Genomic DNA, 22,263 nt, shown 5'->3' on the forward strand with positions numbered 1-22,263 from the left:
CCCAAGCGCCTGCGCTTCAAGGCGCTGAAATAAGAGAAGAAATTCGGCCGCGCACTGCGCGGCCGTTTGCATTCCGGTAGGTCACGACCGTTGGTCGTGACGCCTTATCGTCACGAGGTTCCCCCATGTCCCTCCCCGAGCGCCTGTTCCAGCTGCAGCAGCACGGCACCACCGTGCGCACCGAACTGCTGGCCGGCCTGACCACCTTCCTGACGATGTCCTACATCGTCTTCGTCAACCCGGACATCCTGGCCACCACCGGCATGGATCCCGGTGCGGTGTTCGTCGCCACCTGCCTGGCCGCCGCGCTGGGCTCGCTGGTGATGGCGTTTGCCGCCAATTTCCCGGTCGGCATGGCCCCGGGCATGGGCTTGAATGCGTTCTTCGCCTTCACCGTGGTCGGTGCCGCCGGGCTGCCGTGGCAGCAGGCGTTGGCGGCGGTCTTCATTTCCGGACTGGTGTTCCTGCTGCTGTCGCTGACCGGCGTGCGCGCGTGGTTGGTGGCGGGCATTCCCGCCTCGCTGCGCGCGGCGATCGTGGCCGGTATCGGCCTGTTCCTGGCGATCATCGCGCTGCAGAAGTCCGGCGTGATCATCGCCAACACCGACACCCTGGTGGCACTCGGCCCGCTCAATACGGCAACCCCGCTGCTGGCGCTGGCCGGCTTCCTGCTGATCGCGATCCTGGAAGCACGCAAGGTGCGCGGTGCGATCCTGATCGGCATCCTGGCGGTGACCGGCGCGGCCTGGCTGCTCGGTGACGTGCAGTTCCACGGGATGATCTCGCTGCCGCCGAGCCTGGCCCCGACCTTCCTGCAACTGGACCTGCCCGGCCTGCTGCATCACGACGGCGGCGCGCCCATCGCGGTGCTGCTGCAGGTGGTGCTGGTGTTCGTGCTGGTGGAAGTGTTCGATGCCACCGGCACGCTGTATGGCGTGGTGGGACGTGCGGGCCTGCTCAAGCTGCCGGGCGCGCAGAAGCGTTTCGGCCGCGCATTGCTGGCCGACAGCACCGCGATCGTGGCCGGCTCGCTGCTCGGCACCAGCAGCACCACCGCCTTTGCCGAAAGCGCCTCGGGCGTGCAGGCCGGTGGCCGCACCGGGCTGACCGCACTGGTGGTGGCCGCGCTCTTCCTGGCCGCGTTGCTGTTCTCGCCACTGGCGGCGATGGTGCCCGGTTACGCGACGGCCCCAGCCCTGTTGTTCGTGGCCGGGCTGATGCTGCGCGAGCTGGTCGACGTGGAATGGAACGACCTGACCGAATCGGTGCCGGCCGCCCTGTGTGCGCTGGCGATGCCGTTCACCTACTCCATCGCCAACGGCCTGGCCTTCGGCTTCATCGCCTATGCGGTGCTCAAGGCCGGCACCGGTCGCTGGCGCGAGGTGCATCCGGCGGTGTGGCTGGTAGCCGGGTTGTTCGTGCTGCGTTACGCACTGGAATGACTGCGGCGCCGCCGCGGCGCGCGGCGGTTCACCCCTCCGCAACGTGGCTCTGGGATGATGGGGCATGACCGATGCCCGCCTGCCTGCCGATCCGTGCTCGCCGTTGCGCCGCCGCCTGCTGCGTGCCGCACTGCTGGCCCCGGCGGTCGGCATGCTGGCCACCCTGCCCGGCTGTTCGATGCCCGCGCAGGTGGATGGCACCTTCCTGCAGCCCTGGCGCAGCCACCTGGACTGGACGATGGCCGACTGGCAGCGTTCGGTGCAGCTGGCAAAGCGGCTGGGCTGCAGACAGCTGGTGCTGCAATGGACCGGCATCCATGGCGCGCCCGAGGGCGATTGGCAGCTGCCAGATGCGAGCCTGCGGATGCTGTTCACCGCTGCGGGTGAAGCGGGCATCACCGTGCGGGTCGGGCTGCCGTTCGAGCAGTCGTGGTGGAAGGCGATCGGCGGCGATGACGCCACCCTGCAGGCGTTCTTCGCCCAGACCCTGACGCGCGCGCAGCAGTGGCTGGCACAGGCACCGTGGGCGCGTCTGCAGGCCTTCGGCGGCTGGTACCTGCCGTATGAAATCGAGCAATACCACTGGGCCGATCCAGCGCGCGTGCAATGGCTGGGGCAGTGGCTGCACGGACTGCAGCAGGCCGCGCACGCACAGGGTGGCGACTGCGCGGTGTCGACCTATTTCAGCCGGCTGCAGACCAGCGGACGGCTGGAAACGGTCTGGGCCAGCCTGCTCGACCAGGTGCCATTGCGGCCGATGGTGCAGGACGGGGTCGGGGTGGCCGGTGCGGGCAATGTGCAGGAACTGCGGCCGCTGCTGGCGATGCTGAAACAGCGCGGCGTGGCCTTCGATGCGATCGTGGAGCTGTTCCGCGAACTGCCCGGCGAGAACACCGACGGCACCCAGTTCAAGGGCGAAACCGCCGATGCCGCGCGCATCGAACGGCAACTGGCCTGGGCCCGCGACAGCGGTGCCGAACATGTGCTGGTGTACGCGCTGGACCCGTGGCTGTCGCAGGACACGCCGCAGGCCAAGGCATTGCGCCGGCACTGGGGTCTGTAGGGCGTCCCCCGGTACCGACCAACAGTGGGTACCGGCAGGTTCGTGCCGTACGCGCGTTACAGCGTCCGGCCGATGATCTCGCGCAGGATCTCGCTGCTGCCACCGAAAATGCGCAGCGCGCGCGCGTCGGTCCAGGCGCGACCGATGCCGTACTCGCTGCTGTAGCCGTAGCCGCCATGCAGCTGCAACAGGTCATCGAGCACCGTACCCTGCAGTTCGGTGGCGTTGAGCTTGGCCATCGCCGCCATCGTGGCATCCAGCCGCCCCTGCATCTGCTCGCCCAGGCACTGGTCGAGGAAACTGCGCAGCATCGCCAGTTTGGCGGCCGCATCGGCGAGGACGAAGCGGGTGTTCTGGTGGTCGATCAGGAAGCGCCCGAACGCCTTGCGCTGGCGCACGTAGGCCACCGTCTCGGCCAGCATGCCTTCGGCCGAGGCCGCCGCACGCAGCGCGATGGCCAGCCGCTCGGCCGCCAGTTGTTCACCCAGATAATCGAAGCCGCGCTGCGCTTCACCCAGCAGGTGCGACGCGGGCACCACCACGTTGTCGAAGAACAGCTCGCTGGTGTCCTGCGCGTGCTGTCCGATCTTGGGCATCGGCGCGCCACGGGTGACGCCGGGCCAGGAAGTATCCACGCAGAACAGCGTCAACCCGCGCGCACCCAGCTCCGGCGCGACGGTCGCCACCACCACCACCACATCGGCATTGCTGCCGTTGGTGATCCAGGTCTTCTGGCCGTTCAACAGGTAATGATCGCCCTGGTGCTCGGCGCGGGTACGGATCGCCTTGAGGTCGCTGCCGGCGCCGGGTTCGGTCATGGCGATGGCACCGATCGCCTCGCCACGCGCCATCGCCGGCAACCATGCATCACGCAGTGCGTCGCTGCCGTACTGCATCAGGTACGGCGCCACCATGTCCGAATGGATCGAAAAACCGATGCCCAGGTAATTGGCGCGCGCCAGTTCTTCGGTCACGCACGCGGCATGCCCGTAGTCGCCGCCCAGGCCGTAGGGCTCGGGCAGCTGGCAGTTGAGCAGGCCGGCCTCGCCCGCGGCGCGCCACAGCGACCGCGGGGTGATGCCATCGCGCTCCCACTGTGCGTAATGCGGCGCGATGTCGCTGTCGATGAAGCGACGCACCTGCGCGCGGAACAGGGCGTGGTCGTCGCGGAAAACGGAACGCTCGGACATGGGATCAGCGGCCCACCGCATCGGTGCCGCTCAGCTGGCCCTGCAGCACCGGGGCAGCGGCCGTGCCGGTCAGGAACAGGCTGTAGTGATCGCCAGGCTGCAGCGCCGGCAGCGCCAGCGGTGCGCTGTCCTTGCTGCCGCAGCCAGCGACCAGGCGCGCCTTGACCGGGTTGATGCCGCGCGCGCTGCTGCTGCCGGCCGCGACGGCGGGGAACACCACCGCGCCCTTGTCGGCCATGGCCAGGCGGCCCTGCGTGCAGCCGCTGGCGAGGTTGTAGAACCGGATCTCGGCCTTGAGCGCGTCGCTGGTGCCGCCGCCATCGGCCAATACCGCCAGCGGTTTGGTCGGCGTGGACGCATCCAGCACCAGCGTAGTGAAGCTGCCGGCGGCGACCTGGGCCTGGCTGCGGGCCTTGCCGGCCACGCGCAGGTTGAACGGCTTGCCGCCTTCGACGATGGCGTAGCGGGTGGCGCGGGTGGCGGGGCCGATGCTCTGCTCGGCACCGTTGCCGACGGCGACCTTGAGCGCGGCGCTGCCCGGGTTGAGCACGCGGACGAAGGCCGAACCGGCCGGCGGCCGCGGCGCATACAGCTGCGCGAGACGGCCTTCCTGGCCCCCCTGCTGCGCGTGGGCGGCCAGCGGGGAAAGCGCGAACAAGGCGGCGGCGAGCGGGATCAGGGGGAGCTTCATGGTCTGGGTTCCTGGCTGCGGAGCGTGCGCGCCAAGGCATAGCGCTGCTCCAGTTGTCTGCGGTCGACCTTGTTGCTGTTGCCGGTGGGCAACGCATCCACGGCGATCAGTTCGGAGGGAATCATGTAGGGCGGAACGCGGCGGCCGAGCTGTTCCTTCCAGTCCTGCAGCGCGGCCGGCAGCGGCTGCACCAGGCCGTCGCCGGGCTGGGCCAGTTCGACGAAGCCGATCATCCGCACCAGGCTGCCGTCGGGGCGGCGCAGCACCACCGCCGCACCCGCCACCACGCCGTCCAGTGTCGACAGGCAGGCGTCCACTTCGGCCAGCTCGATGCGGTAGCCGTTGAGCTTGATCTGGTCGTCCTTGCGGCCGCGGAAATACACCCGGCCCTGTTCGTCAAGATCGCCGAGGTCGCCACTGCGGTAGGCGCGCTTGCCCTGGTGGTCGAACAGCACGCCCTGGTCCAGGTCCGGACGATCCAGGTAGCCGCGCATGACGTGGTCGCCGGCCATGCAGATTTCGCCATCGTCGATGAACACCTCCGCATAGGGCTTGGCCACGCCGATCGGGAACGGGTTGGGGGCGGCCGCGCGCAAGGCCGGATCGATCTCGACCCAGGTGGTCGAACAGGTGGCCTCGGTGGGGCCGTAGGAATTGATGATGCGCGCCTGCGGGAAGCGCGCCCACAATTCCTCTGCCACGCGCGGGGTCAACGATTCGGCGCCGAACACGAACACCTGCAACGACGGCAGATGCTCGGCATTGAAGCGTGGGTTGAGCATCTGCTGGCGTACGAACGAGGGCGTGGAGGCCCACACCGCCACCGCCGAATGGCGCAGGTGTTCAACGAAACGCTCGCTGTCGGCGATCACCTCGCGCGGGCACAGCACGCAACTGCCGCCCAGGCCCAGCGCACCGCACAGGTCGAACAGCGAGAAGTCGAAACTGAAGAGCATCTGGTTGAGGAACGCCGGTGCCTGGCCCAGTTGCAGGCAGTCGCGGATCCAGCCGGTGAACAGCGCCACGCTGTCGCGGCCGATCTGCACGCCCTTGGGGTCCCCGGTGCTGCCGGAGGTGAACATGACGTACGCCAGGTCCGGCACGCGCAACGCGCGCGGTGCATCGGCGCCCGGCCCGAAGGTATCGGTGGCCGCATCGTAGACCGCGCCGGCATGGGTCAGCTGGGTGATGCGCTGCAACCGCGCGGGCGGATTGATGGTGTCCACCGGCACGTAGGTGACGCCCATCTGCAGGCAGCCGAGCATGGCCACCACGAAGGCGGACTGCTTGTGCCCGGAGATCACCAGGGCAAACCCCGGCCGGACCCCCGCGACCTGCGCGCGCACGATCCAGTCCAGGGTGGCGCGATGCAGTGCGGCCCAGTCCAGCGTGCCGTCTGCATCGTGCAGCGCTGGCGCATGCGCGGCATGGTCCAGGTCGACGAAACGGCAGTTGTCGAAATCGAATCGCATGCGCGCAGCTCCTGCAGGGGGGATACGGCTCAGCGCTGGTGCGCGGCCACGTAGTCGGCCAGCACCTGCACCGAGTCGACCAGTGCATCGATCTCATCCACCGGCAGGGTCACGCCGAGGCGGTCTTTGACCTCAACCATCAGCTGCACCTTGGACATCGAGTCGAACAGCGACTCCATGTATTCGTCCGGCTGCACGCGGGTGCCGATCACCGCCTCGACGATGTCGATCAACTGGGTCTGGAGGGTCTGGATATCCATCGGGTTCACCTTGTCAGAACTGGAAATAGAGGAAACGGGATTCTTTGTGCAGGCTCAGCAGGCACAGCAGCAACATCAGCAGCATGACGCCCAGCCACGGCAGGTTCGGCTGCCAGCGCATCCACGCGCGCGGCGCCGGGTTGGGCTTGGCCAGCGAGGGCGAGTACACGCCCATGATCTGCTGCGCGTTGGGCGTGGCCCAGACGATGACCAGCAGTACCACGATGTACACCAGCTGCAGATGATGACCCATCAGCAGCCGCCAGCCGTCGGCCAGGCCCATGCGGCCCAGGTAGCCCAGCTGCTCCATGCTTTCCCAGCCACGGACGCCGAACATGCCTTGCACCAGTTCCCAGGCATCGTGCACGCCATCGGCACGGAAGAACGCCTGGGCCACCAGCACCGCGCCGAAGGTCAGCAGCACGTAGCCGGCGTGCTGGTACCAGCGCAGCTGGCGCAATGCGGCCGGTTTGCGGCCGCCGACGAACACGCGCCAGGCGTGGTTGATGGAGAGGTAGCCGGCATGCAGCAGGCCGAAGATCAAGAACTGCAGCCCGGCGCCGTGCCAGATGCCGGCCAGGCCCATCGCCCACACCGTGGGCAGCACGATCATCGACAGGAAGCCGCCGGCCGAGGCCACTGCGGTCGGGCCGGTGGCGCGGCCATGGCGGGTGCGCCAGCGGGTCACGGCCATGGCCACCGGGTAGTACAGGTAGGCGGTGATGTAGCGGGTCAGGGTCATGTGCCAGCGCGCCCAGAAATCGATCACGCTGGTCGCCTTGTACGGCGAATTGAAGTTCAGCGGGAACCGGATGCCGAACATCCGCGCCAGCCCCAATGCCATGTCCGAATAGCCGGAGAAATCGAAGTACAGCTGCAGCGCGTAACTCAGCGCGGTGGCCCACGCGCCCCAGAACTGGACATCGCCGGTGGACGCGAACCCGGCATCGGCATACGGGGCGATGGTGTCGGCCAGCAGCACTTTCTTGGCCAGCCCGATCACGAACAGCATGCCGCCCACCGACAGGTTGTCGGCATGGAAGCGGTAGGTTTCGCGCTTGCTGAACTGCGGCATCATCTCCTTGTGGTGGAGGATGGGCCCTGCGATCAGGTGCGGGAAGAAGGTCACAAACAGCACGTAGCTGAGCGGGCTGCGGTCGTTGACCACGCCGGCGCGGCAGTCGAGCAGGTAGCCGATCTGGGTGAAGGTGAAGAAGGAAATGCCCAGCGGCAGGATCAGCGCATCCATGGGGCCGACGTTGAAGCCCATCTCGCCGACGAAGTTCACCATCGCCGCGAAATACTTGTAGTGCACCAGTAGCAACAGGTCGGCGGCCACGCCCAGCGCGGTGGCCAGCAGCTGCAGCTTCGGTCGCTTGGCCAGTGACAGGATCACCAGGCTGATCAGGTAATTGAACACGATCGAGCCGGACAGCAGCAGCACGAACTGCGGGTTCCACCAGCCGTAGAACACGATGGAGGCCACGCACAGCCACAGCGCGGCCAGGCGCGGCCGCACCGCACCCAGGGCGTAGTGCACGCCCAGCGCGATCGGCAGGAAGACCAGCAGGAACAGGAAAGAGTTGAAAAGCATCGTCCGTAGCGCTCAGTGGATCTCGGCCAGCGTTGCCTGCTCACCGTCGGTCAACGGCAAGGACAGGGCCATTTCAGAAAATTCCCAGACCACCAGCTGTACTGTCGGCGGCCATTGCGCGCGCTGCGGCCAGGCCGCCAGCAGCGCGCCGGAGAACTGGCCGCCATCCAGGCTCTGGTTCCACACTTCGCGCCCAAGCGCATGGCCCAGGCGTTCGGCGAACAGGCTGCGACGGCCATTGGAACTGCCCAGCAGCAGCACCTCCACCGGCGGGGTGTCATCGAGCAGGCCACCGCTGCGCAGTGGGGTGATCACCTGCTCCGACTCGCGGTCCAGCGCCGGTCGCCATGCCGGTGGTGCGTGTTCCAGTCCGGCCAGCACGATCAGGTCGCCCATGCGCGGCTTGGCCGGACCCGGCGCGCCCACGTCGAAGGCCTGCCCGCCCTGCCCCCCCAGCAGCGGCAGCGCGGAGCCGGCCACGGCATCGGCGGCGCGCTGGGCGCCGATCCGGTTCATGTGCACGTCGGTGCGGAAGAACATCGGCGCCGTCCCGTCCTGCAGCACCGGCAGCAGATCGGTGGACGGCACCTGCGCAGCGCGCAGCGCCTGCTGCCACTGGCCCAGGCGCGCACGCATCGCGGTCGAGGTGCGCAGCCCGCAGGTGTGGGCCTGTTCAATCCGCGATTTGTCCGGCACCACCACCACCAGCAGCTGCACGCCCTGCGCCTTGAGCTGGCTCGACCAGTGCTGCATCAGCCGCACGCGCTGGGTGAACACGTCCGCGCCCGCGCCCGGTTGCGGACGCAGCCCATCGCGGTAGAACAGCCAGTCCGGGCAGCCCAGCGCCACCTGCGGTCCGAGGTCGCCGAGCAGGCGATAGCGCAGCGCGGCCGTGACCCGATCGGCCTGGGCCTGCACGGGCAGCTTGAGCGCATCGTTGATCGCGCGACCCGCCGCGCCATCGGCCCAGCGCGCCGGTGCCAGCGAGCCGGCCGGCAGCCTGGCATGGCCCAGCATCCAGCCGCCGGCAAGCAGGCCGATCAGCAGCAGCGCGATCACCACCACCGCGGTGGCGATGTGGGCACGGGCCGGCGCGGCCGGTGGCAGGGGCGCAGGCGCGCCGGGACGTGCACTCATCGCCTTACTGCCCCAGTGCCTTGTTCAAGCGCGCGGTCCACTGCTGCGGGGTCATGATCGAGGCGTTGTCCCACTGGCCGCGCGCCTCCGGACCCTGCACGTAGGACGGCTCGAACATCTGCCAGACCAGCACCTGGGGTTTGTGCTGGCGGAATTCGGGCGATTCCAGATACTCCAGCAGCATCACCCAGTGCCCGACGTTGCCCGGCTTCCAGTTCACCGACACCGGCCGGTCGAGCACGTTGGAGAGTTTCTGCGGGAAACCGAAATACGGCTGCACCATGCTGTGCCCGGTGACATGCACCGGTGCCGGCGCGTCGTCGAGCAGCGACTGCTGTTCGGCCTGGCGGCGCACGGTGAAGGTGTCCCGGCCAATGGCCTTGCGCTGGTCATCGGTGAGGAACAGCTCGGCCAGGTCGCCGAAGCGGCGTTCCTTGATCTCGCTGCCCAGTGCCATGCCGCTACCGGCCTGCCCCTCCAGCTGTGGCACCTGCTGGCGGACCTGCGCGGCCACCGCCACGGCGACCGCATCGGCGGCCGGCTGGGTCCAATGCTGGTCGCTGCGGTAGAACACGTCCTTGCCCCCCTGCTTGACCTGGCGCAGCACCTGCAGTGCATCCACCGCGGGGACATCGGCCTTCACCAGGCCGTCGTGGACCAGCGCATAGCGACCCCGCACGGCATCGCTCATGCGCTTGCCATCGGGCAGTTTGTCTTCGTAGAACAGCGCCTTGTCCGGCAGCACCAGTACTTCCAGCTTGACCCCCGCCGCGGCGAGCGCGGCGCGTGCCTGGGCGATCAGCTGGGTGTTGCGGTTGATCGCCGGGGCATCGACCTCGGTCAGGCTGCCCCAGGCCGGGAACAGCCAGCCGTCCTTGCCGATCATCACGATGGACGAATCCTGGCTGGCCGGGGCGGCAGCAGGCGCGGGTGCGGCCTGTGCCAGTGCCGACAGCGGCGCCGCGGCCAGCAGCGCGGTGCACAGTACGGCCCGCAGCAGCGGTCGGGCCGGGGGGGCGTTGCGACGGTCAAGGGTCATCGTCAATTCCTTCTGCATGATCAGTAGTAGAGCGTGGCCGTGGCGAACAGGCCCTTGGCACGCTGGGTATCGCCGCCGCCGATGGCAAAGCGGTACTGCACGCCCAAGTCCAGGTACGAACGCGCGGCGTTGTAATGGTCTTCGCGGAACCAGTAGCGCACGCCGATCCCCGGGCCGGCGCCGAGCGACCAGCTGCTGGCGGTATCGGACAGGTTGAAGGACTGCACGCCGATCAACGGGTACTCGATGCCGCGCACCTTGGAACGCTGGTCGATCCAGTCCGCGCCCACCACCAGGTAGGGATTGACCACCCAACGGGTCTGGTCTGCTCCAAAGCGGTAGCTGCGCCCCGCCCGCACTTCGGCCGCGCCGAACCATTGCTGGCGGCGCAGGTGACCGTCGGAGGCGAGGATGCGCTGGGCCGGATCGCCGTTGGCATCCAGACTGTCGATGGTGAAGTGCGCGTCGTTGTCGTCCCAGGTGTAGCCAGCCTGGGCGTAACCACTGACGGTCCACCACTGGTTGACGTCCGTGCGGACCCCGGTGCCCTTGTAGAAGCCGTAGGTGAGATAGGACATCCAGCCGCCGGCGTTGCTGTCCAGCCGATAGCGGGCCAGCGTGTTGATCTGCAGCGGCCGGTTCGACTCGACCTGGATGCGGCACTGGATCGCCGCCGAATCGGGATAGATGCCGCCGTTGCGGGTGGCGGTACCGACGAACTGACGGCGCTCGATGCCGGCACTCAGGCCGGTCTGGCCGAACGCGTAGCGCACACCGAACGAGGCGATGGTGGACGGCCAGCCGGCGATCGAACGCGAACGGCTCAGGCGCTCGGCGCGTTCACGTGCATCGTCGGTCGCCACGCCCGTACACGGGTCCACGGCCTTGATCGATTCGAACGTGCCGCCACCGTCGTAGAGCGTATTTGCGATACGCGCATAGGCTTCCAGCGTGCCGTGCCGATTGTTGGTCGCCGAGGGCCGCCAGAAGGCTTCCAGCGTGCCGAACACCGAATCGCCCGGCGTGCTGATCGCCGCACCGCCCAGGTTGGTGGCGGCCTGGCGTGCACCGCGATAGCCGGCCGAGGCGATGATGCCCCACTCGCGCGACAGGTTGGCGATCGAGCTGCGGGTGTTGTAGCGCTGCGCCTTGTCCAGCTTCAACGTACCGGCGTCGGCACTGTCGATGGCACCGCGCAACAGGGTGACCGCCAGGCGGTTGTCGCCGCTGGCGGCGCTGGCATAGGCCTGGTCCAGCAACACGGTTGGCGGCGCCTTGCCGGTGGCCTCGGCCGCGCGGAAATCGGCCAGGGCCTGTTCGGGCTGGCCGACCCGCTGGTTGAGGTAACCGCGCTGCATCAGCAGGCCGGCATCATTCGGTTTGGCGGCCAGGGCAGCATCCAGCCGCTGGCGCGCCTGCGCGGCCTGCGCGCGGTCGCCGGCCGACAGCGTGGTGGTGAGCAGCGCCTGCAGGGTGAGGTTGTCCGGATCATCGTTGAGCGCCTGCTGCGCCTGCCGGATGGCTTCCTGGTAATCCTGGCGACCGAAGGCGGCATAGGCCCGCTGCGATGCGCCGCCCTCGCCCTGCAGATCGGCCGGCATCACTTCGCATTGGGTGCCGTAAGGCGTATCGCGGCACTGCTGGAACGGTGCCGGGTACGCGCTCAGGCTCAGGTCGGTGGCGGCATGCGGATGGCGCAAGGCCTTGCCCCGCGTAACCACCGCCTGCTCGATCGCCTTGCGGCTGTCGGCATCCAGGTCGGCGTCGCTGCCCTGCTGCAGCGGCTGCAGCAGGCGTACGGCACGCTCATGGTCGCCGGCGGCAAGTGCCGCGTCCACGGCCAGCAGACGCACGTTGCGTTGCTGCTGCGCGTCCAGCCAGTCCTGCTTGAGCGCGGCATCAAAGTCTGCATTGGCCTGCGCGGATTTCATCTGCCGCTGGCGCAGGTAGGCGCGCATCACCAGTGCGACGGTGTCGTCGCTGTCGTTGTCCAGGGCCTGGTCGGCCGTGGCTTCGGCCGCCGGCAGCTGCTCATCGAGCATCTGCGCGGTCATCAGCCGGAACGCGTGTTCGGCCTTGCTGGCCGCTTCGGTCATGCGGTCGTTGTTGTAGGCCTCGTAGGCCTGGGTGGCGAGCGCGAAAGCCCGTTGGTAGGCAAGCTCGGCAGCGGTGGGTCTGGCGGCGGTGGTGACACGCCCTGCGCCTGCCACGCCACTGCCCGTACGCGGCGCGCTCGCCAGCGCCGGCAGCGCCGGGTCGTTGATGCCGTCGGCGATCGCGCGCTGGGCCAGCGCGCGTGCCTCGTCGTTGCGACCGAGCTTCTGCGCCGCGTAGATCTGCAGCAGGCGCAGCCGCGCCACGTCCGGGCGCAGGCGCGCCGCTTCGGTGGCGTTGCGATAGGCCTGCGCGTAGTCGCCGCGCTCGTAGGCGCCGAAGGCCTGCTCGGCAATGCGGTAGGCATTGCCGGCCAGCGGCAGCGATTCCTGTGCGTGCACGCCGGCACTGCCCAGGCCGAACAGGCTCAGCGCGATCACGCTCGAAAGCAGGGTGGTCCTCATGCCTTCAGCTCTCCGTCTGCGCTGTACTGGGGTTGGCCGGAACGGCGGTGCTGCTCGCGTACCGCTTCGGCGATGGCCGCCTCGGTGGCCACGCCGTGCTTGACCAGGTAGTCGCCGATGCGGCCATCGCGCTGCGGCTTGTACTCGTCCAGCACACGTTCGAACTGGTCGCGTGCGATCAAGCGCATTTCCACCAGCAGATCACCCAACAGCGGCACCGCATCGATGCGGTAGCTTTCGCCACTGATCAGGCGCAGGCCGGCATTGACTTCGCTTTCGCGCGCGATCGACTGCTCCAGCGCGGTGGCCTCCACATCCTGCAGCAGTTGCGCCTGCTCGGCCCCGTTCAGCGGGTTGGCCACGGCGATGGACAGGGTGCCGGGCGTGCTGCCCGGCAGCGGCAACAGCCGCCACTGCACGCAGGCTCCCACCGACAACGGGAACACGCCGGCCCGCAGGTAGTCCACGTCGATCAACGCGCGCGGCAGATCACTCTGGAAGGCAATCGCCTCGGCCAGGGTCTCATCGTCGAGCCAGCCCTGCGACACCAGAATGCGGCCCAACGGCTGCTGGCGGCCGCCCTGCTGCTGTTGCAGTGCTTGCTCCAGCCGTTCCGGTTCGACCGCCTGCCAGGTGGTCAGCAGTTCGCCCAGCCGCTTTCGGGTCTGCACCAGCTGCGAGGCGCTGGGGAAATCATGCATGGTCTTGTCCCACACCATGCGCTTGCCAAACAGCAGGTAGAGCAGGAACATCCGCCACGCACGCGCGGTGGCCATGAAGTTGATCATGTTGCCGACCACCATGCGCGGGATCGACATCAACGCATGTTCCCACCCATACAGGAGATTGACGAAGTAGAAGCGCTGCACCACGCGGGAGGCCAGCGCGGCGGTGGTGATCAGGGCGATGTTCATCTGCCACGTGCCGGCCTGGAAGATGGTCGGAAACTGGGTATGCCACAGCCCGGTCATCTTCAGCACCCAGAACAGCAGCAGCTGCAGGAAGATGAAGTAGGCGAGGATGCTGACGAACGAGGTGATGATGCCCTTGCGATCGCGCGCCAAAAGGTACTTGGTCGCCAGCGAGCCGCGCCAACCCAGCGTCTCCCAGCTCTGCAGGCCGATACCCAGGACCCAGCGCGCCTTCTGCCGGTACGAGGCACGGAAGTTGTCGGGAAAATATTCGCGCACGCACAGCGCCATCGACTGGGTGCTCTCGCGCACCGGCCCCCAGCCGAACCACGACGGGCGGCGCACGCGGAACTGCACCGGGAAGCGGGCGAAGATCGACTGCATGCCCATCGCCGCCAGCCGCGCGCCGACGTCGTAATCTTCGGTCAGGCTGTCGTTGTTGAAGGGCTGGTTGTCGGTGGCCGCGCTCAGCGCCAGCAGCGCCTTGCGCGAGAAGCAGGTGCCCACGCCGGCCGACGGCACCATGCCGGACACGCTTTCGCGCACCACCAGGTCCTTGGCGTGCCACTCGGCGAACTCGTCCATGTAGACACCGGCGATCAGCTCGTACCACTCGCGGTCCAGCGAGGTCACCGGCAGCTGGATCATGTCCTTGCGCGGCAGCAGGTAGTTGAAGAAGCGCAGCTCCATCGGGTGCAGCACGTCTTCGCTGTCATGCAGAATCACCCCGGCGAATTCGATGTCGTGGCGTTTCTCGTAATCGAAGATCGACAGGATCAGCCAGTTCAGGCAGTCGGCCTTGCTGGTCGGCCCGGCATGCGGCACCTCGACCCGGCGCAGGCGTTTGTAACGGCGACGCATGCGCTCCACTTCGGCGATGGTCTCGGCATCGTTGGGATAGGTACCCACGAAAACGATGTACTCGCGGTAGTCGAGTACATCGATCATGTTTTCCACCATCTGCGCGATCACGTCGTACTCGGCCCACGCCGGCACCATGATCGCCAGCGGTTGCTCCGGCCGCTGCAGCAGATCCTGTTGGGTCAGCGGGCGGTAGTCGCGGCGTTTCTTGACGGTCAGGGTGCGCCAGCTTTCGCGGATCCAGTACCAGACGTCGATGAACAGGTCATCGAGGCTGGAGATCAGGATCAGCACCGCTACCACCGCCGCGGCTGTTTCCAGCGCGGCGTAGTAGTTGGCCAGGTGGATATCCCAGGGGAGACCGTTCACGGCCGATCAGTGCCCGCTGCTGCCGGACTTGCGGCGACGACGGATCTGCGCGACGCGTGCGGCCAGCAGCGCGAACACCACCAGCCCGACCAGCACCAGCAGCCACACCATGTGCTGCTGCCACACCGGCTGCGGGTTGCCGGCATCGGCCACGCGCGCCCCGTAGGGATCCTTGCTGTCGAAATCGCTGACGACACCGCTGCCATCGAGCACGGCCAGGTCGCCGCGCAGCAGCCGGAACGGCGCCTCCAGCGACGGCCCCTGCTGGCCAAGGTCGTTGTAGAGCACACCGATGTGGCCACCGCCGTCCACGACCTGCACGGCGGCGGCGTGGTCGAGTCCGGCCACGTCGAGCAGCGGCGCGTCGCCGCCATTGACCACCAGGCGACCGTCCTTGAGACCGGCCGGCGTGGTGCCGGACGGGGCCAGGGCGAAGGCCAGGTACGGCTGGCCCGGGCTGATCGCGCTGCCGGCCGCCACCACCTTCAGTTCGGCGGCCTGCGGCGACACGCCCACCGCGCTGGCGATGGCGATCACCTTGTCCAGCGACGTCGGGGCGTCCTGCAGCCAGGTTGCCGGCACGAACACCTCATTGGCGTGTGCGAGCTGGCTGGCGGCCCCGATGAAATCGTTGTCGAGCGTGCGCTTGGCCAGGGTCAGGTGACTGCTGGGCAGGATCGACACCGGGAACGCGGTGGCCGGATCGTGGCAGTACGGCCGCGCCGGCTGGCGCAGGAAGCTGATCTTCACTTCATTGCGGGCCGCCAGTGCATAGGCGGGCACCTTGGCGGTCAGCCGTTGCGGCTTGCCGTCGGTGGCCAGCACCTTGGCACCGAGCAGGTAGTCGTTGAAATAGATGCTCGCCACCGCGCCCTGCCCGGCCGCGTTGGGGGCGGCCGAGACGTCGATCACGACCTGGTCGGGCAGTCGGCCATCGGCCGACAGCGCGCCCAGCTCGAAGGTAGCGCTGCGGTCGCCACGGGTGACGATATCCAGCGTACCGGCGATATTGCCCAGGCGGCTGAGCAGCACGGCATCCTGCTTGACCGGCGCCGGGCTGGCCTGGGCCACCTGCAGCTCGCGGCCCAGGGCGTAGTTGCGCCACTGCTCGCTGAGCAGGCCGGCAACCTTGCCGCCCGCCGCAGCGGCCACCACCAGGGTCGGACGCCCGGCCACGGCGGCCACGCTCACCGACGCGTTGCCCGGCCCTTTCTCCAGCGCGGCCATGTCGCTACCGCGCCAGGCAGTGAACGCGGCCGCTGCATCGCTGCTGCTGGCGCCTACTTCGGTGGCCAGTGCATCCAGCGCTGCGCGCACGCCGGCGCGCAGCGGATCACTGCTGATCGCCACATCCACCGCCAGCGGACCGCTGTCGCGCAGCGACAGCAGCGCGCCCACTTCGGCCAGGCTGGCGATGCGATGCTGCGCGCCGCCGGCGGCCAGCGCGGCGTAGGCCGGCACGCCCTGCAGGCTGGCGGGGATGCTGATGCCGGTCAGGTCGACCGTGCTGCCCACTGCCGGCAGCGCTACCACCTCGACCTGTTTGCCGCCGTTGCGCAAGGCCGCACCGACGCGCCAGGCGGCGTCATAGGCCGGTGCCTGCAGCGCCTTGCCATCGACCAGCAGCCGCACCCGTGCCGGCAATGCGCCCCAGGCCTTGGCGACGGTGTTCACGGCACGGCCATCGAAGCGGTAGCTGAAACGCGAATCCGGCGACAGCCGCAGGACGTTGGCCGGCGCGCTCTGGTCGGCGCAGCGGTAGTCGGATACGACCGACCACCAGCCCACATTGACCCGCACGAAGCCGTTGTCGCGCGGCAGGCCGTCGATGGCCAGCAGCTGGCTGGCATCGCCCTGCGGATCGGTGATCGAGCGCGCGGCGACCGGGTCGCCATCCACCGACCACAGCCCCGAGCTGCGCCCGGTATGCCCGCGCACGTAGCGGCCATCGAGCTGCAGCTGCGCGTCGCGGGTCGGCACGCCTGCCGGTACCGGCAGGTAGATCTCGCGCTGGCTTTCCTGCCCGCTGAGCGTGATCGGCTGGCGGAAGCCCAGCTCGCGCAGGGTCATGCTGCGGGTCACCGTGGCATCGCCGGCCCACTCGCTGAACTGCCCGGCGGCGGTGTCGGCCGCCATCGCAGGGCTGAGTGGGAAGGCCAAGGCCAAGACCAGCGGTAATACCTTGGGGAAGCGTGCGGTACTACGGATGGTGTTGGTCATGGCGTCAGTTCTGAAAGGGAGGTGTGGGACATCGGGACGGCGTGGGCGGCCACAAACTCGTCGAACCGCTGACCACGCAATGCAGCAACGATCCGCGCCGAGGCCCGGCCATCGCCGTAGGGACTGGCGTCGGCGATGAAGTGCGCCGCCACCTGCGGCGCATCGCAGGCGGCATGCACGGCCGCCACGATCCGCGCAGGATCGGTGCCGACCAGGCGGACAACGCCGGCCTGCACCGCTTCGGGCCGCTCGGTGACATCACGCATCACCAGCACCGGCCGGCCCAGCGCCGGGGCTTCTTCCTGCACCCCACCGGAGTCGGTCAGCACCACGTGCGCGCGCTGCATCAGGCGGACGAAGTTGAGGTAATCCTGCGGTGCGATCAGGTGCACGTTGTCCAGGCCGCCCAGGTGCGTATGCACCGGCCCCTGCACGTTCGGATTGAGATGCACCGGGTAGACGATCTGCAGGTCCGGACGCTGCGCCAGTTCGGCCAGCGCGCGACAGATGTTCTCGAAGCCGCCGCCGAAGTTTTCGCGGCGGTGGCCGGTGACCAGCAGCAGCTTGCGGTCGGCCTGCAGGAACGGGAACTGCGCATCGATCGATGCACGCAGCGCGGCATCCTGGTCGATGCGCTCCACGGTCTGCTTGAGCGCGTCGATGACGGTGTTGCCGGTCACGCTGATGCGCCCGGCCAGGTTTTCCTGTTCCAGGTTGTAGCGCGAGCTGTCGGTCGGGGCGAACAGATGGTCGGCGACCACGTCGATGACGCGGCGGTTCATTTCTTCCGGCCACGGCTGCTGCAGGTCGCCGGTACGCAGGCCGGCCTCGACATGCCCCACCGGAATGCGGCGCTGGAAAGCGGCCAATGCCGCGGTCATGGCCGTGCTGGTATCGCCGTGCACCAGCACCCGGTCCGGCTGTACCTGTTCGTAAAGGGCATCGAGTTTGGCGAACAGGCGCGAGCACAGCCCGTTGAGGGTCTGGTTGGCCACCATCACATCGAGGTCGTGATCGGGCTGGATGTCGAACAGCGACATCACCTGATCGAGCATCGCCCGGTGCTGCCCGGTGATGCAGACAATGGACTCGATATCCGGCGCGGCGTGCAGCGCCCGGACCAGCGGTCCCATCTTGATCGCTTCAGGACGGGTACCGAAAACAGATAGAACCTTCACCGGACAGCTCCCTGTGATGACCAACGAGTGTGACTTCCATCACGCAAATCGTAGGCCAAGTGGCGAGAGCTAGCCAGTGCAACGTGATGTGGATCACATTTCCCAAGAAAAGTGACGCTGTGCGTCACTTATTGCCCCGAGGTGCACTTCATTGTTGCTTTTGTGCGCGTTTCACTCAGGTGAAAGTTCGAATACCTGGCGCAGATAGGCCAGGTAGCCGGGGTCGTCGCACATGCTCTTGCCCGGCGAATCGCTGAGTTTGGCCACCGGCTGGCCGTTGCAGCGGACCATCTTGATGACAATGTTGAGCGGGGTCGGGCCGAGGTCGTTGGTGAGGTGCGTGCCGACACCGAAAGCGACCTGGCAGCGGCCGCGGAAGTAGTCGAACAGCTGCATCACCTTCTCGATGTTCAAGCCATCGCTGAACACCAGCACCTTGCTGCGCGGATCCACGCGACGGTCCTGGAAGTGGGCCAGCATGCGGTCGCCCCAGGCGAAGGGATCGCCGGAATCGTGGCGCACGCCATCGAACAGCTTGCAGAAATACATGTCGAAATCGCGCAGGAAGGCGTCCAGCCCGACCACGTCGGACAACGCGATGCCGAGGTCGCCGCGGTATTCGCGCGCCCACGATTCCAGCGCGGCCACCTGCGAATCGCGCAGCCGCGGCCCCAGCGCCTGGAACGCCTGCAGGTATTCGTGGGCCATGGTGCCGTGCGGGGTCATGCCGTACAGGCGGGCGAAATGCACGTTGCTGGTGCCCACGAACTGCGCACCCAGCGCCTCGCGCAGCATCGGCAGCATGCGCGCATGCCAGTCACGCGAGTAGCGGCGGCGGCTGCCGTAATCGGCGATACGGCACAGCTCGAAGCCCGGGGTGTCGCGCAGCAGCGCGGTCTTTGCCTGCAGGCGACGCTCGCCTTCGGCGACGTCCGGCGTGGTGGTGTTGCGGAACCAGACCTCGTTGATGATCGCCAGCAGCGGCACTTCAAACAGGATGGTATGCAGCCACGGGCCGGTGATGTTCAGGTCGATCTCGCCGGGCACGCTGTCCGACGGGCGCAGATCGATGTACTTGCGGTCCAGGTGGAACAGACCGAGGAAATCGGCGAAGTCCGGTTTGACGAAACGCAGCCCGCGCATGTAGTCGAGCTCGTCGGTGCTGAAGCGCAGGCGGCACAGGTGATCGATCTCTTCGTTGATCTGATCGATGTAGGCGGCCAGGTCGATGCCCGGGGTGCGGCACTTGAACCGGTACTGGACCTGGGCACCGGGATGCTGATGCAGCACCGCCTGCATCATGGTGAATTTGTACAGGTCGGTGTCGAGCAGGGACTGGATGATCATGCCCGGATTATGCGCCTGCCCGGATGTACCGACCAACGCCCGGCGGTCAGCGCGCGCGGAGCAGCCGCGGGATCTGCACGAGCGCGTGGGCCCAGATCGCAGCGAACACCGCGCCCTGCACCGGCAGGCTGCGCTGGCCGGCTTCGAACTTGCGGAAATAGCGCCACAGGCCGCGATGCTTGTGCCACTCGACGAAGAACGGGCGCGAGCGACTGGATACGCCACGCACGTGGACGACCTTCAGGTCATTGGCGATCGCCACCAGCGCACCGGCCTGGCGCACCCGGCGGCACAGGTCCAGGTCTTCGGCATGCAGGCGGTAGCCGGCATCCCAGCCGCCGATGCGGTCGAACAGCGTGCGTGGCATCAGCAGCAGCGCGCCGGACAGCGCCGGCACCGGCTGCAGCGACTGGTTCGGATCAGCAGGGAGGGCCAGCTTCGCGCCCTGCCCGGGCGAGCGCAGCATCGCGCCGAAATCCGGATCGCGACGGCGCACCGCCGCATCGGGCTGGCCGTGCTCATCGACCTGTTCGACCCCGAGCAGGCAGTCACCGATGCCCCTCGCCCGCTCGCACAGCTGCGCCAGGGTCTCGGCGTCGACCATCAGGTCCGGGTTGATGAAGGCCAGCCACGGTGCCTGGCTGGCGGCCACGCCCTGGTTGTTGGCGGCGGCAAAGCCGGGGTTGTCCGGATTGGCGATGAAACGCACGCGCGGGTCAGCGCTGGCGTGGCGCTGCATGATCTCCAGGGTGCCGTCGCTGGACCCGTTGTCCACCACCCGGATCTCGACCACGCCACGGGCGGCGCGCAGCCGGGTCAGGCAGCTGTCCAGGGTGCTGGCACTCTGGTAGCTGACGATGATCGCGGCAATGGCAAGGCTCAAGCAGGTGACTCCGGTGGGGCGGCGGGCACGGCGAACAGATCGCCCTGGGACCGCGGCATTATCGCCTGCCGGTGCAGCTGCTGCAGTGTGTCGCGCATCTGGCGCAGCGGGTCGGTCATCAGGAACGCGGCCAGCCGCGGCTGCCAGCCGGGCCAGCGCGTGCCGAGCGCGTCCATGTCGCCATCGAACGCACGGCCTTCGCTGGCGCGGGCGACGAACGCGGTTTCGCACAGTGCATTGCGCCAGCCCAGGCCCGCCATCCGCAGGCTGAGGTCGACCAGCGCGGCGTTCCAGGACCCGTAGCTGTGCATGTCCAGTCCGCCGGCCTTGCGCCGGGCGTTGGCGCGCAGCAGCACCGCGTGGGTCACGGCCGAGGGCAGTTCCGGATGCATCGGCGGCAGTGCTGCGCAGGCCTGGGCCATCGCCGCCAGGTCGACCGGCACCGGGTCGATCTCGCCCAGGCGTGGCCATGCGGCAGTCTCACCGGCATTGCACCACGGGGTGGCCGAGCCGATCGAGGAATCGCGCGCGAAGCAGGCATCGAGCTGCTGCAGCCAGCCCGGCGCGGGGATGGCGTCGGGCGCCAGCACCACCACATCCGCGCCTGCGCAGGCGCGCAGCATTTCATCCAGGTGGGCGACCTCGCCGATGCTGCTGGCGCGCCGGGTGTACTCGGCCTGCAACGGCGTGTGTGCCAGCCAGTGCGCGATCACCGCCTGCGCGCGTGGCCCGGCCTGGCCGTCATCGGCCAGCCACAGCGCGGTGTCGGCCGGGGTGCCGGCATCCAGCGCGCCCAGGCAGCGGTCCAGGGCGCTGTCATCGACCCCGATCGGCAGCAACACGATCGTCCCCATCGGTCCTCCTGTGCGCGGCGTACGGGAAGCGGCCGGTCACGATGACCGACGCCTGGCCGCAGCGTAGCAGGCGCGCCGGCTGCGGTGACAGCGCGACGGCGGCTCAGTTCTTCTTCGGATGGCTCGGGAACGGCTCCATCGCGCGGAAGCGGCTGCTGTACTCGTCGGTGAGGTTGCGCGACTCCTGGGCGTTGCGCACGATCGTGGGGGTGAGCAGCACGATGACTTCGGTGCGGGCGCTTTTCTGGGTCTTCCGGCCGAACAGCGCGCCAACCACCGGGATCCGGCTCAAACCGGGGACACCGTTGGAGCCATCCTCGTTGGAGTCGGTGATCAGGCCGGCCAGCATGATGGTATCGCCACTCTGCACGGCGGCCTCGGTGGATATCTTGCGGGTGTTGATCGGCGGGTTGCAGGTGGTCTTGGTCGCATCGCAACCGTTCGGCSTCGCGCCCGCCGAGCTGACTTCCTGCACGATATCGAGGAACACCACGSCATCGCGGGTAATGCGCGGACGTACCTTGAGGATCACACCGGTGTCCAGATACTGCACCTGGCTGTAGGTATTGTCGCCCACGCCGGTGTTGACCGACACCGAGTTGATCGGAATCTTGGTGCCGACGTTGAGGGTGGCCTCGGCGTTGTTGCGCACGAACAGCGATGGGGTCTGCAGCAGACGCAGGTTGGTGACCTTGTCCAGTGCGCTGATTACCGCGGCCGCGTTCTTGCCCAGGAAGGTCCAGCCCACCCCGCTACTGCCAACCACACCGGAGGTGCTGCCCCAGATCGAGCGGCCGAGCGCGCTGGCCAATCCGGCCCCGCCACTTTCGACGGGCGCGTTGACCGCCTCCTCGAAGAACCAGTTCACGCCATAACTCAGGTCGCCGGTGAGTGCCACTTCAGCCACCTGCGCCTCGATATGCACCTGCATCGGCATCACGTCTAGCTTCTCGATCACCTCGCGGATCGAGCGCCATGCCTGCGGCGTGGAGCGCACCAGCAGCGTGTTGGTTTCTTCCACCGCCGATACGCCGACGGTGTCACCCTTCACTTCCAGGCTGAAACTGGCGTTGCCGGACTGCCGCTGCGGCAGGCTCATCGTGCCATCGCCCAGACCGCTGCCATTGCTGGACCCGGTGTTGCCCATGGTGCTGTTGTTGAGCGCGTTGTCGCGGTTGCTGCCCAGCTCCATCT

17 protein-coding genes are annotated in these 22,263 nt (G+C 68.1%); 2 read left to right on the forward strand and 15 right to left on the reverse strand.

Going from position 1 to position 22,263, the window contains the following annotated elements:
• The first annotated feature begins 125 nt into the window (after positions 1-125).
• Both AC1DQP_RS09660 and AC1DQP_RS09665 read left to right on the forward strand, forming a co-directional pair.
• Entirely contained in the window at positions 126-1,442 is a 1,317-nt protein-coding gene (locus AC1DQP_RS09660; RefSeq protein WP_478051487.1) for an NCS2 family permease, read from the forward strand.
• A gap of 64 nt (positions 1,443-1,506) precedes the next feature.
• Positions 1,507-2,505 (forward strand): DUF4434 domain-containing protein, encoded by a 999-nt coding sequence (locus tag AC1DQP_RS09665; protein WP_478051488.1) that lies wholly within the window; start codon positions 1,507-1,509, stop codon positions 2,503-2,505.
• 56 nt (positions 2,506-2,561) lie between these two features.
• Here the strand turns inward: AC1DQP_RS09665 and AC1DQP_RS09670 are convergent, their stop codons facing one another.
• From AC1DQP_RS09670 to AC1DQP_RS09740, 15 genes are all read right to left on the reverse strand, one after another.
• Positions 2,562-3,695, reverse strand: a complete 1,134-nt coding sequence (locus AC1DQP_RS09670) for an acyl-CoA dehydrogenase family protein (RefSeq protein ID WP_256775384.1) — start codon at positions 3,693-3,695, stop codon at positions 2,562-2,564.
• Between the two features lie 4 nt (positions 3,696-3,699).
• Positions 3,700-4,386, reverse strand: coding sequence for an alginate O-acetyltransferase AlgF (locus AC1DQP_RS09675; protein WP_457320060.1), 687 nt, complete (start codon positions 4,384-4,386; stop codon positions 3,700-3,702).
• Positions 4,383-5,858, reverse strand: coding sequence for an AMP-binding protein (locus AC1DQP_RS09680; protein ID WP_457320062.1), 1,476 nt, complete (start codon positions 5,856-5,858; stop codon positions 4,383-4,385). Before AC1DQP_RS09680 ends, AC1DQP_RS09675 begins: the two co-directional genes overlap by 4 nt.
• A 29-nt stretch (positions 5,859-5,887) precedes the next feature.
• Positions 5,888-6,118: an acyl carrier protein gene (locus AC1DQP_RS09685; RefSeq protein WP_137191072.1), complete on the reverse strand. Its 231-nt coding sequence runs from the start codon at positions 6,116-6,118 to the stop codon at positions 5,888-5,890.
• Between the two features lie 13 nt (positions 6,119-6,131).
• Entirely contained in the window at positions 6,132-7,712 is a 1,581-nt protein-coding gene (locus AC1DQP_RS09690) for an MBOAT family O-acyltransferase (protein ID WP_478051489.1), read from the reverse strand.
• 12 nt (positions 7,713-7,724) lie between these two features.
• Positions 7,725-8,849, reverse strand: coding sequence for an alginate O-acetyltransferase AlgX-related protein (locus tag AC1DQP_RS09695; protein WP_457318070.1), 1,125 nt, complete (start codon positions 8,847-8,849; stop codon positions 7,725-7,727).
• 4 nt (positions 8,850-8,853) lie between these two features.
• On the reverse strand, positions 8,854-9,888 hold the full coding sequence (locus AC1DQP_RS09700) for an alginate O-acetyltransferase AlgX-related protein (RefSeq protein WP_457318069.1): 1,035 nt from the start codon (positions 9,886-9,888) through the stop codon (positions 8,854-8,856).
• A 20-nt stretch (positions 9,889-9,908) separates the two neighbouring features.
• Positions 9,909-12,446, reverse strand: coding sequence for an NfrA family protein (locus AC1DQP_RS09705; protein ID WP_478051490.1), 2,538 nt, complete (start codon positions 12,444-12,446; stop codon positions 9,909-9,911).
• On the reverse strand, positions 12,443-14,587 hold the full coding sequence (locus AC1DQP_RS09710; RefSeq protein ID WP_478051491.1) for a glycosyl transferase family protein: 2,145 nt from the start codon (positions 14,585-14,587) through the stop codon (positions 12,443-12,445). Before AC1DQP_RS09710 ends, AC1DQP_RS09705 begins: the two co-directional genes overlap by 4 nt.
• A gap of 6 nt (positions 14,588-14,593) precedes the next feature.
• Positions 14,594-16,807: a hypothetical protein gene (locus tag AC1DQP_RS09715; RefSeq protein WP_478051492.1), complete on the reverse strand. Its 2,214-nt coding sequence runs from the start codon at positions 16,805-16,807 to the stop codon at positions 14,594-14,596.
• Entirely contained in the window at positions 16,804-17,985 is a 1,182-nt protein-coding gene (gene wecB, locus AC1DQP_RS09720; RefSeq protein ID WP_457318065.1) for a non-hydrolyzing UDP-N-acetylglucosamine 2-epimerase, read from the reverse strand. Before wecB ends, AC1DQP_RS09715 begins: the two co-directional genes overlap by 4 nt.
• 171 nt (positions 17,986-18,156) lie before the next feature.
• Positions 18,157-19,332 carry a nicotinate phosphoribosyltransferase gene (gene pncB / locus AC1DQP_RS09725; protein ID WP_457318064.1) on the reverse strand — a complete coding sequence of 392 codons (1,176 nt, stop codon included), beginning with the start codon at positions 19,330-19,332 and terminating at the stop codon, positions 18,157-18,159.
• Between the two features lie 46 nt (positions 19,333-19,378).
• A complete protein-coding gene (locus AC1DQP_RS09730) occupies positions 19,379-20,215 on the reverse strand; it encodes a glycosyltransferase family 2 protein (protein ID WP_256775373.1) in 837 nt (278 codons plus the stop codon).
• Positions 20,212-21,069 carry a glycosyltransferase family 2 protein gene (locus AC1DQP_RS09735; RefSeq protein WP_457318063.1) on the reverse strand — a complete coding sequence of 286 codons (858 nt, stop codon included), beginning with the start codon at positions 21,067-21,069 and terminating at the stop codon, positions 20,212-20,214. Before AC1DQP_RS09735 ends, AC1DQP_RS09730 begins: the two co-directional genes overlap by 4 nt.
• A 103-nt stretch (positions 21,070-21,172) precedes the next feature.
• Positions 21,173-22,263: secretin N-terminal domain-containing protein (locus AC1DQP_RS09740; protein WP_478051493.1), on the reverse strand; the 1,091-nt coding region annotated here is incomplete at its 5' end.

This window comes from Stenotrophomonas sp. P5_A8 (assembly GCF_056400545.1).

Bases quoted from the DNA above. Each gene is read 5' to 3' on its own strand.
- AC1DQP_RS09660 (WP_478051487.1), top strand. From the start codon at position 126: ATGTCCCTCCCCGAGCGCCTGTTCCAGCTGCAGCAGCACGGCACCACC.
- AC1DQP_RS09665 (WP_478051488.1), top strand. From the start codon at position 1,507: ATGACCGATGCCCGCCTGCCTGCCGATCCGTGCTCGCCGTTGCGCCGC.
- AC1DQP_RS09670 (WP_256775384.1), bottom strand. From the start codon at position 3,695: ATGTCCGAGCGTTCCGTTTTCCGCGACGACCACGCCCTGTTCCGCGCG.
- AC1DQP_RS09675 (WP_457320060.1), bottom strand. From the start codon at position 4,386: ATGAAGCTCCCCCTGATCCCGCTCGCCGCCGCCTTGTTCGCGCTTTCC.
- AC1DQP_RS09680 (WP_457320062.1), bottom strand. From the start codon at position 5,858: ATGCGATTCGATTTCGACAACTGCCGTTTCGTCGACCTGGACCATGCC.
- AC1DQP_RS09685 (WP_137191072.1), bottom strand. From the start codon at position 6,118: ATGGATATCCAGACCCTCCAGACCCAGTTGATCGACATCGTCGAGGCG.
- AC1DQP_RS09690 (WP_478051489.1), bottom strand. From the start codon at position 7,712: ATGCTTTTCAACTCTTTCCTGTTCCTGCTGGTCTTCCTGCCGATCGCG.
- AC1DQP_RS09695 (WP_457318070.1), bottom strand. From the start codon at position 8,849: ATGAGTGCACGTCCCGGCGCGCCTGCGCCCCTGCCACCGGCCGCGCCG.
- AC1DQP_RS09700 (WP_457318069.1), bottom strand. From the start codon at position 9,888: ATGACCCTTGACCGTCGCAACGCCCCCCCGGCCCGACCGCTGCTGCGG.
- AC1DQP_RS09705 (WP_478051490.1), bottom strand. From the start codon at position 12,446: ATGAGGACCACCCTGCTTTCGAGCGTGATCGCGCTGAGCCTGTTCGGC.
- AC1DQP_RS09715 (WP_478051492.1), bottom strand. From the start codon at position 16,807: ATGACCAACACCATCCGTAGTACCGCACGCTTCCCCAAGGTATTACCG.
- pncB (WP_457318064.1), bottom strand. From the start codon at position 19,332: ATGATCATCCAGTCCCTGCTCGACACCGACCTGTACAAATTCACCATG.
- AC1DQP_RS09735 (WP_457318063.1), bottom strand. From the start codon at position 21,069: ATGGGGACGATCGTGTTGCTGCCGATCGGGGTCGATGACAGCGCCCTG.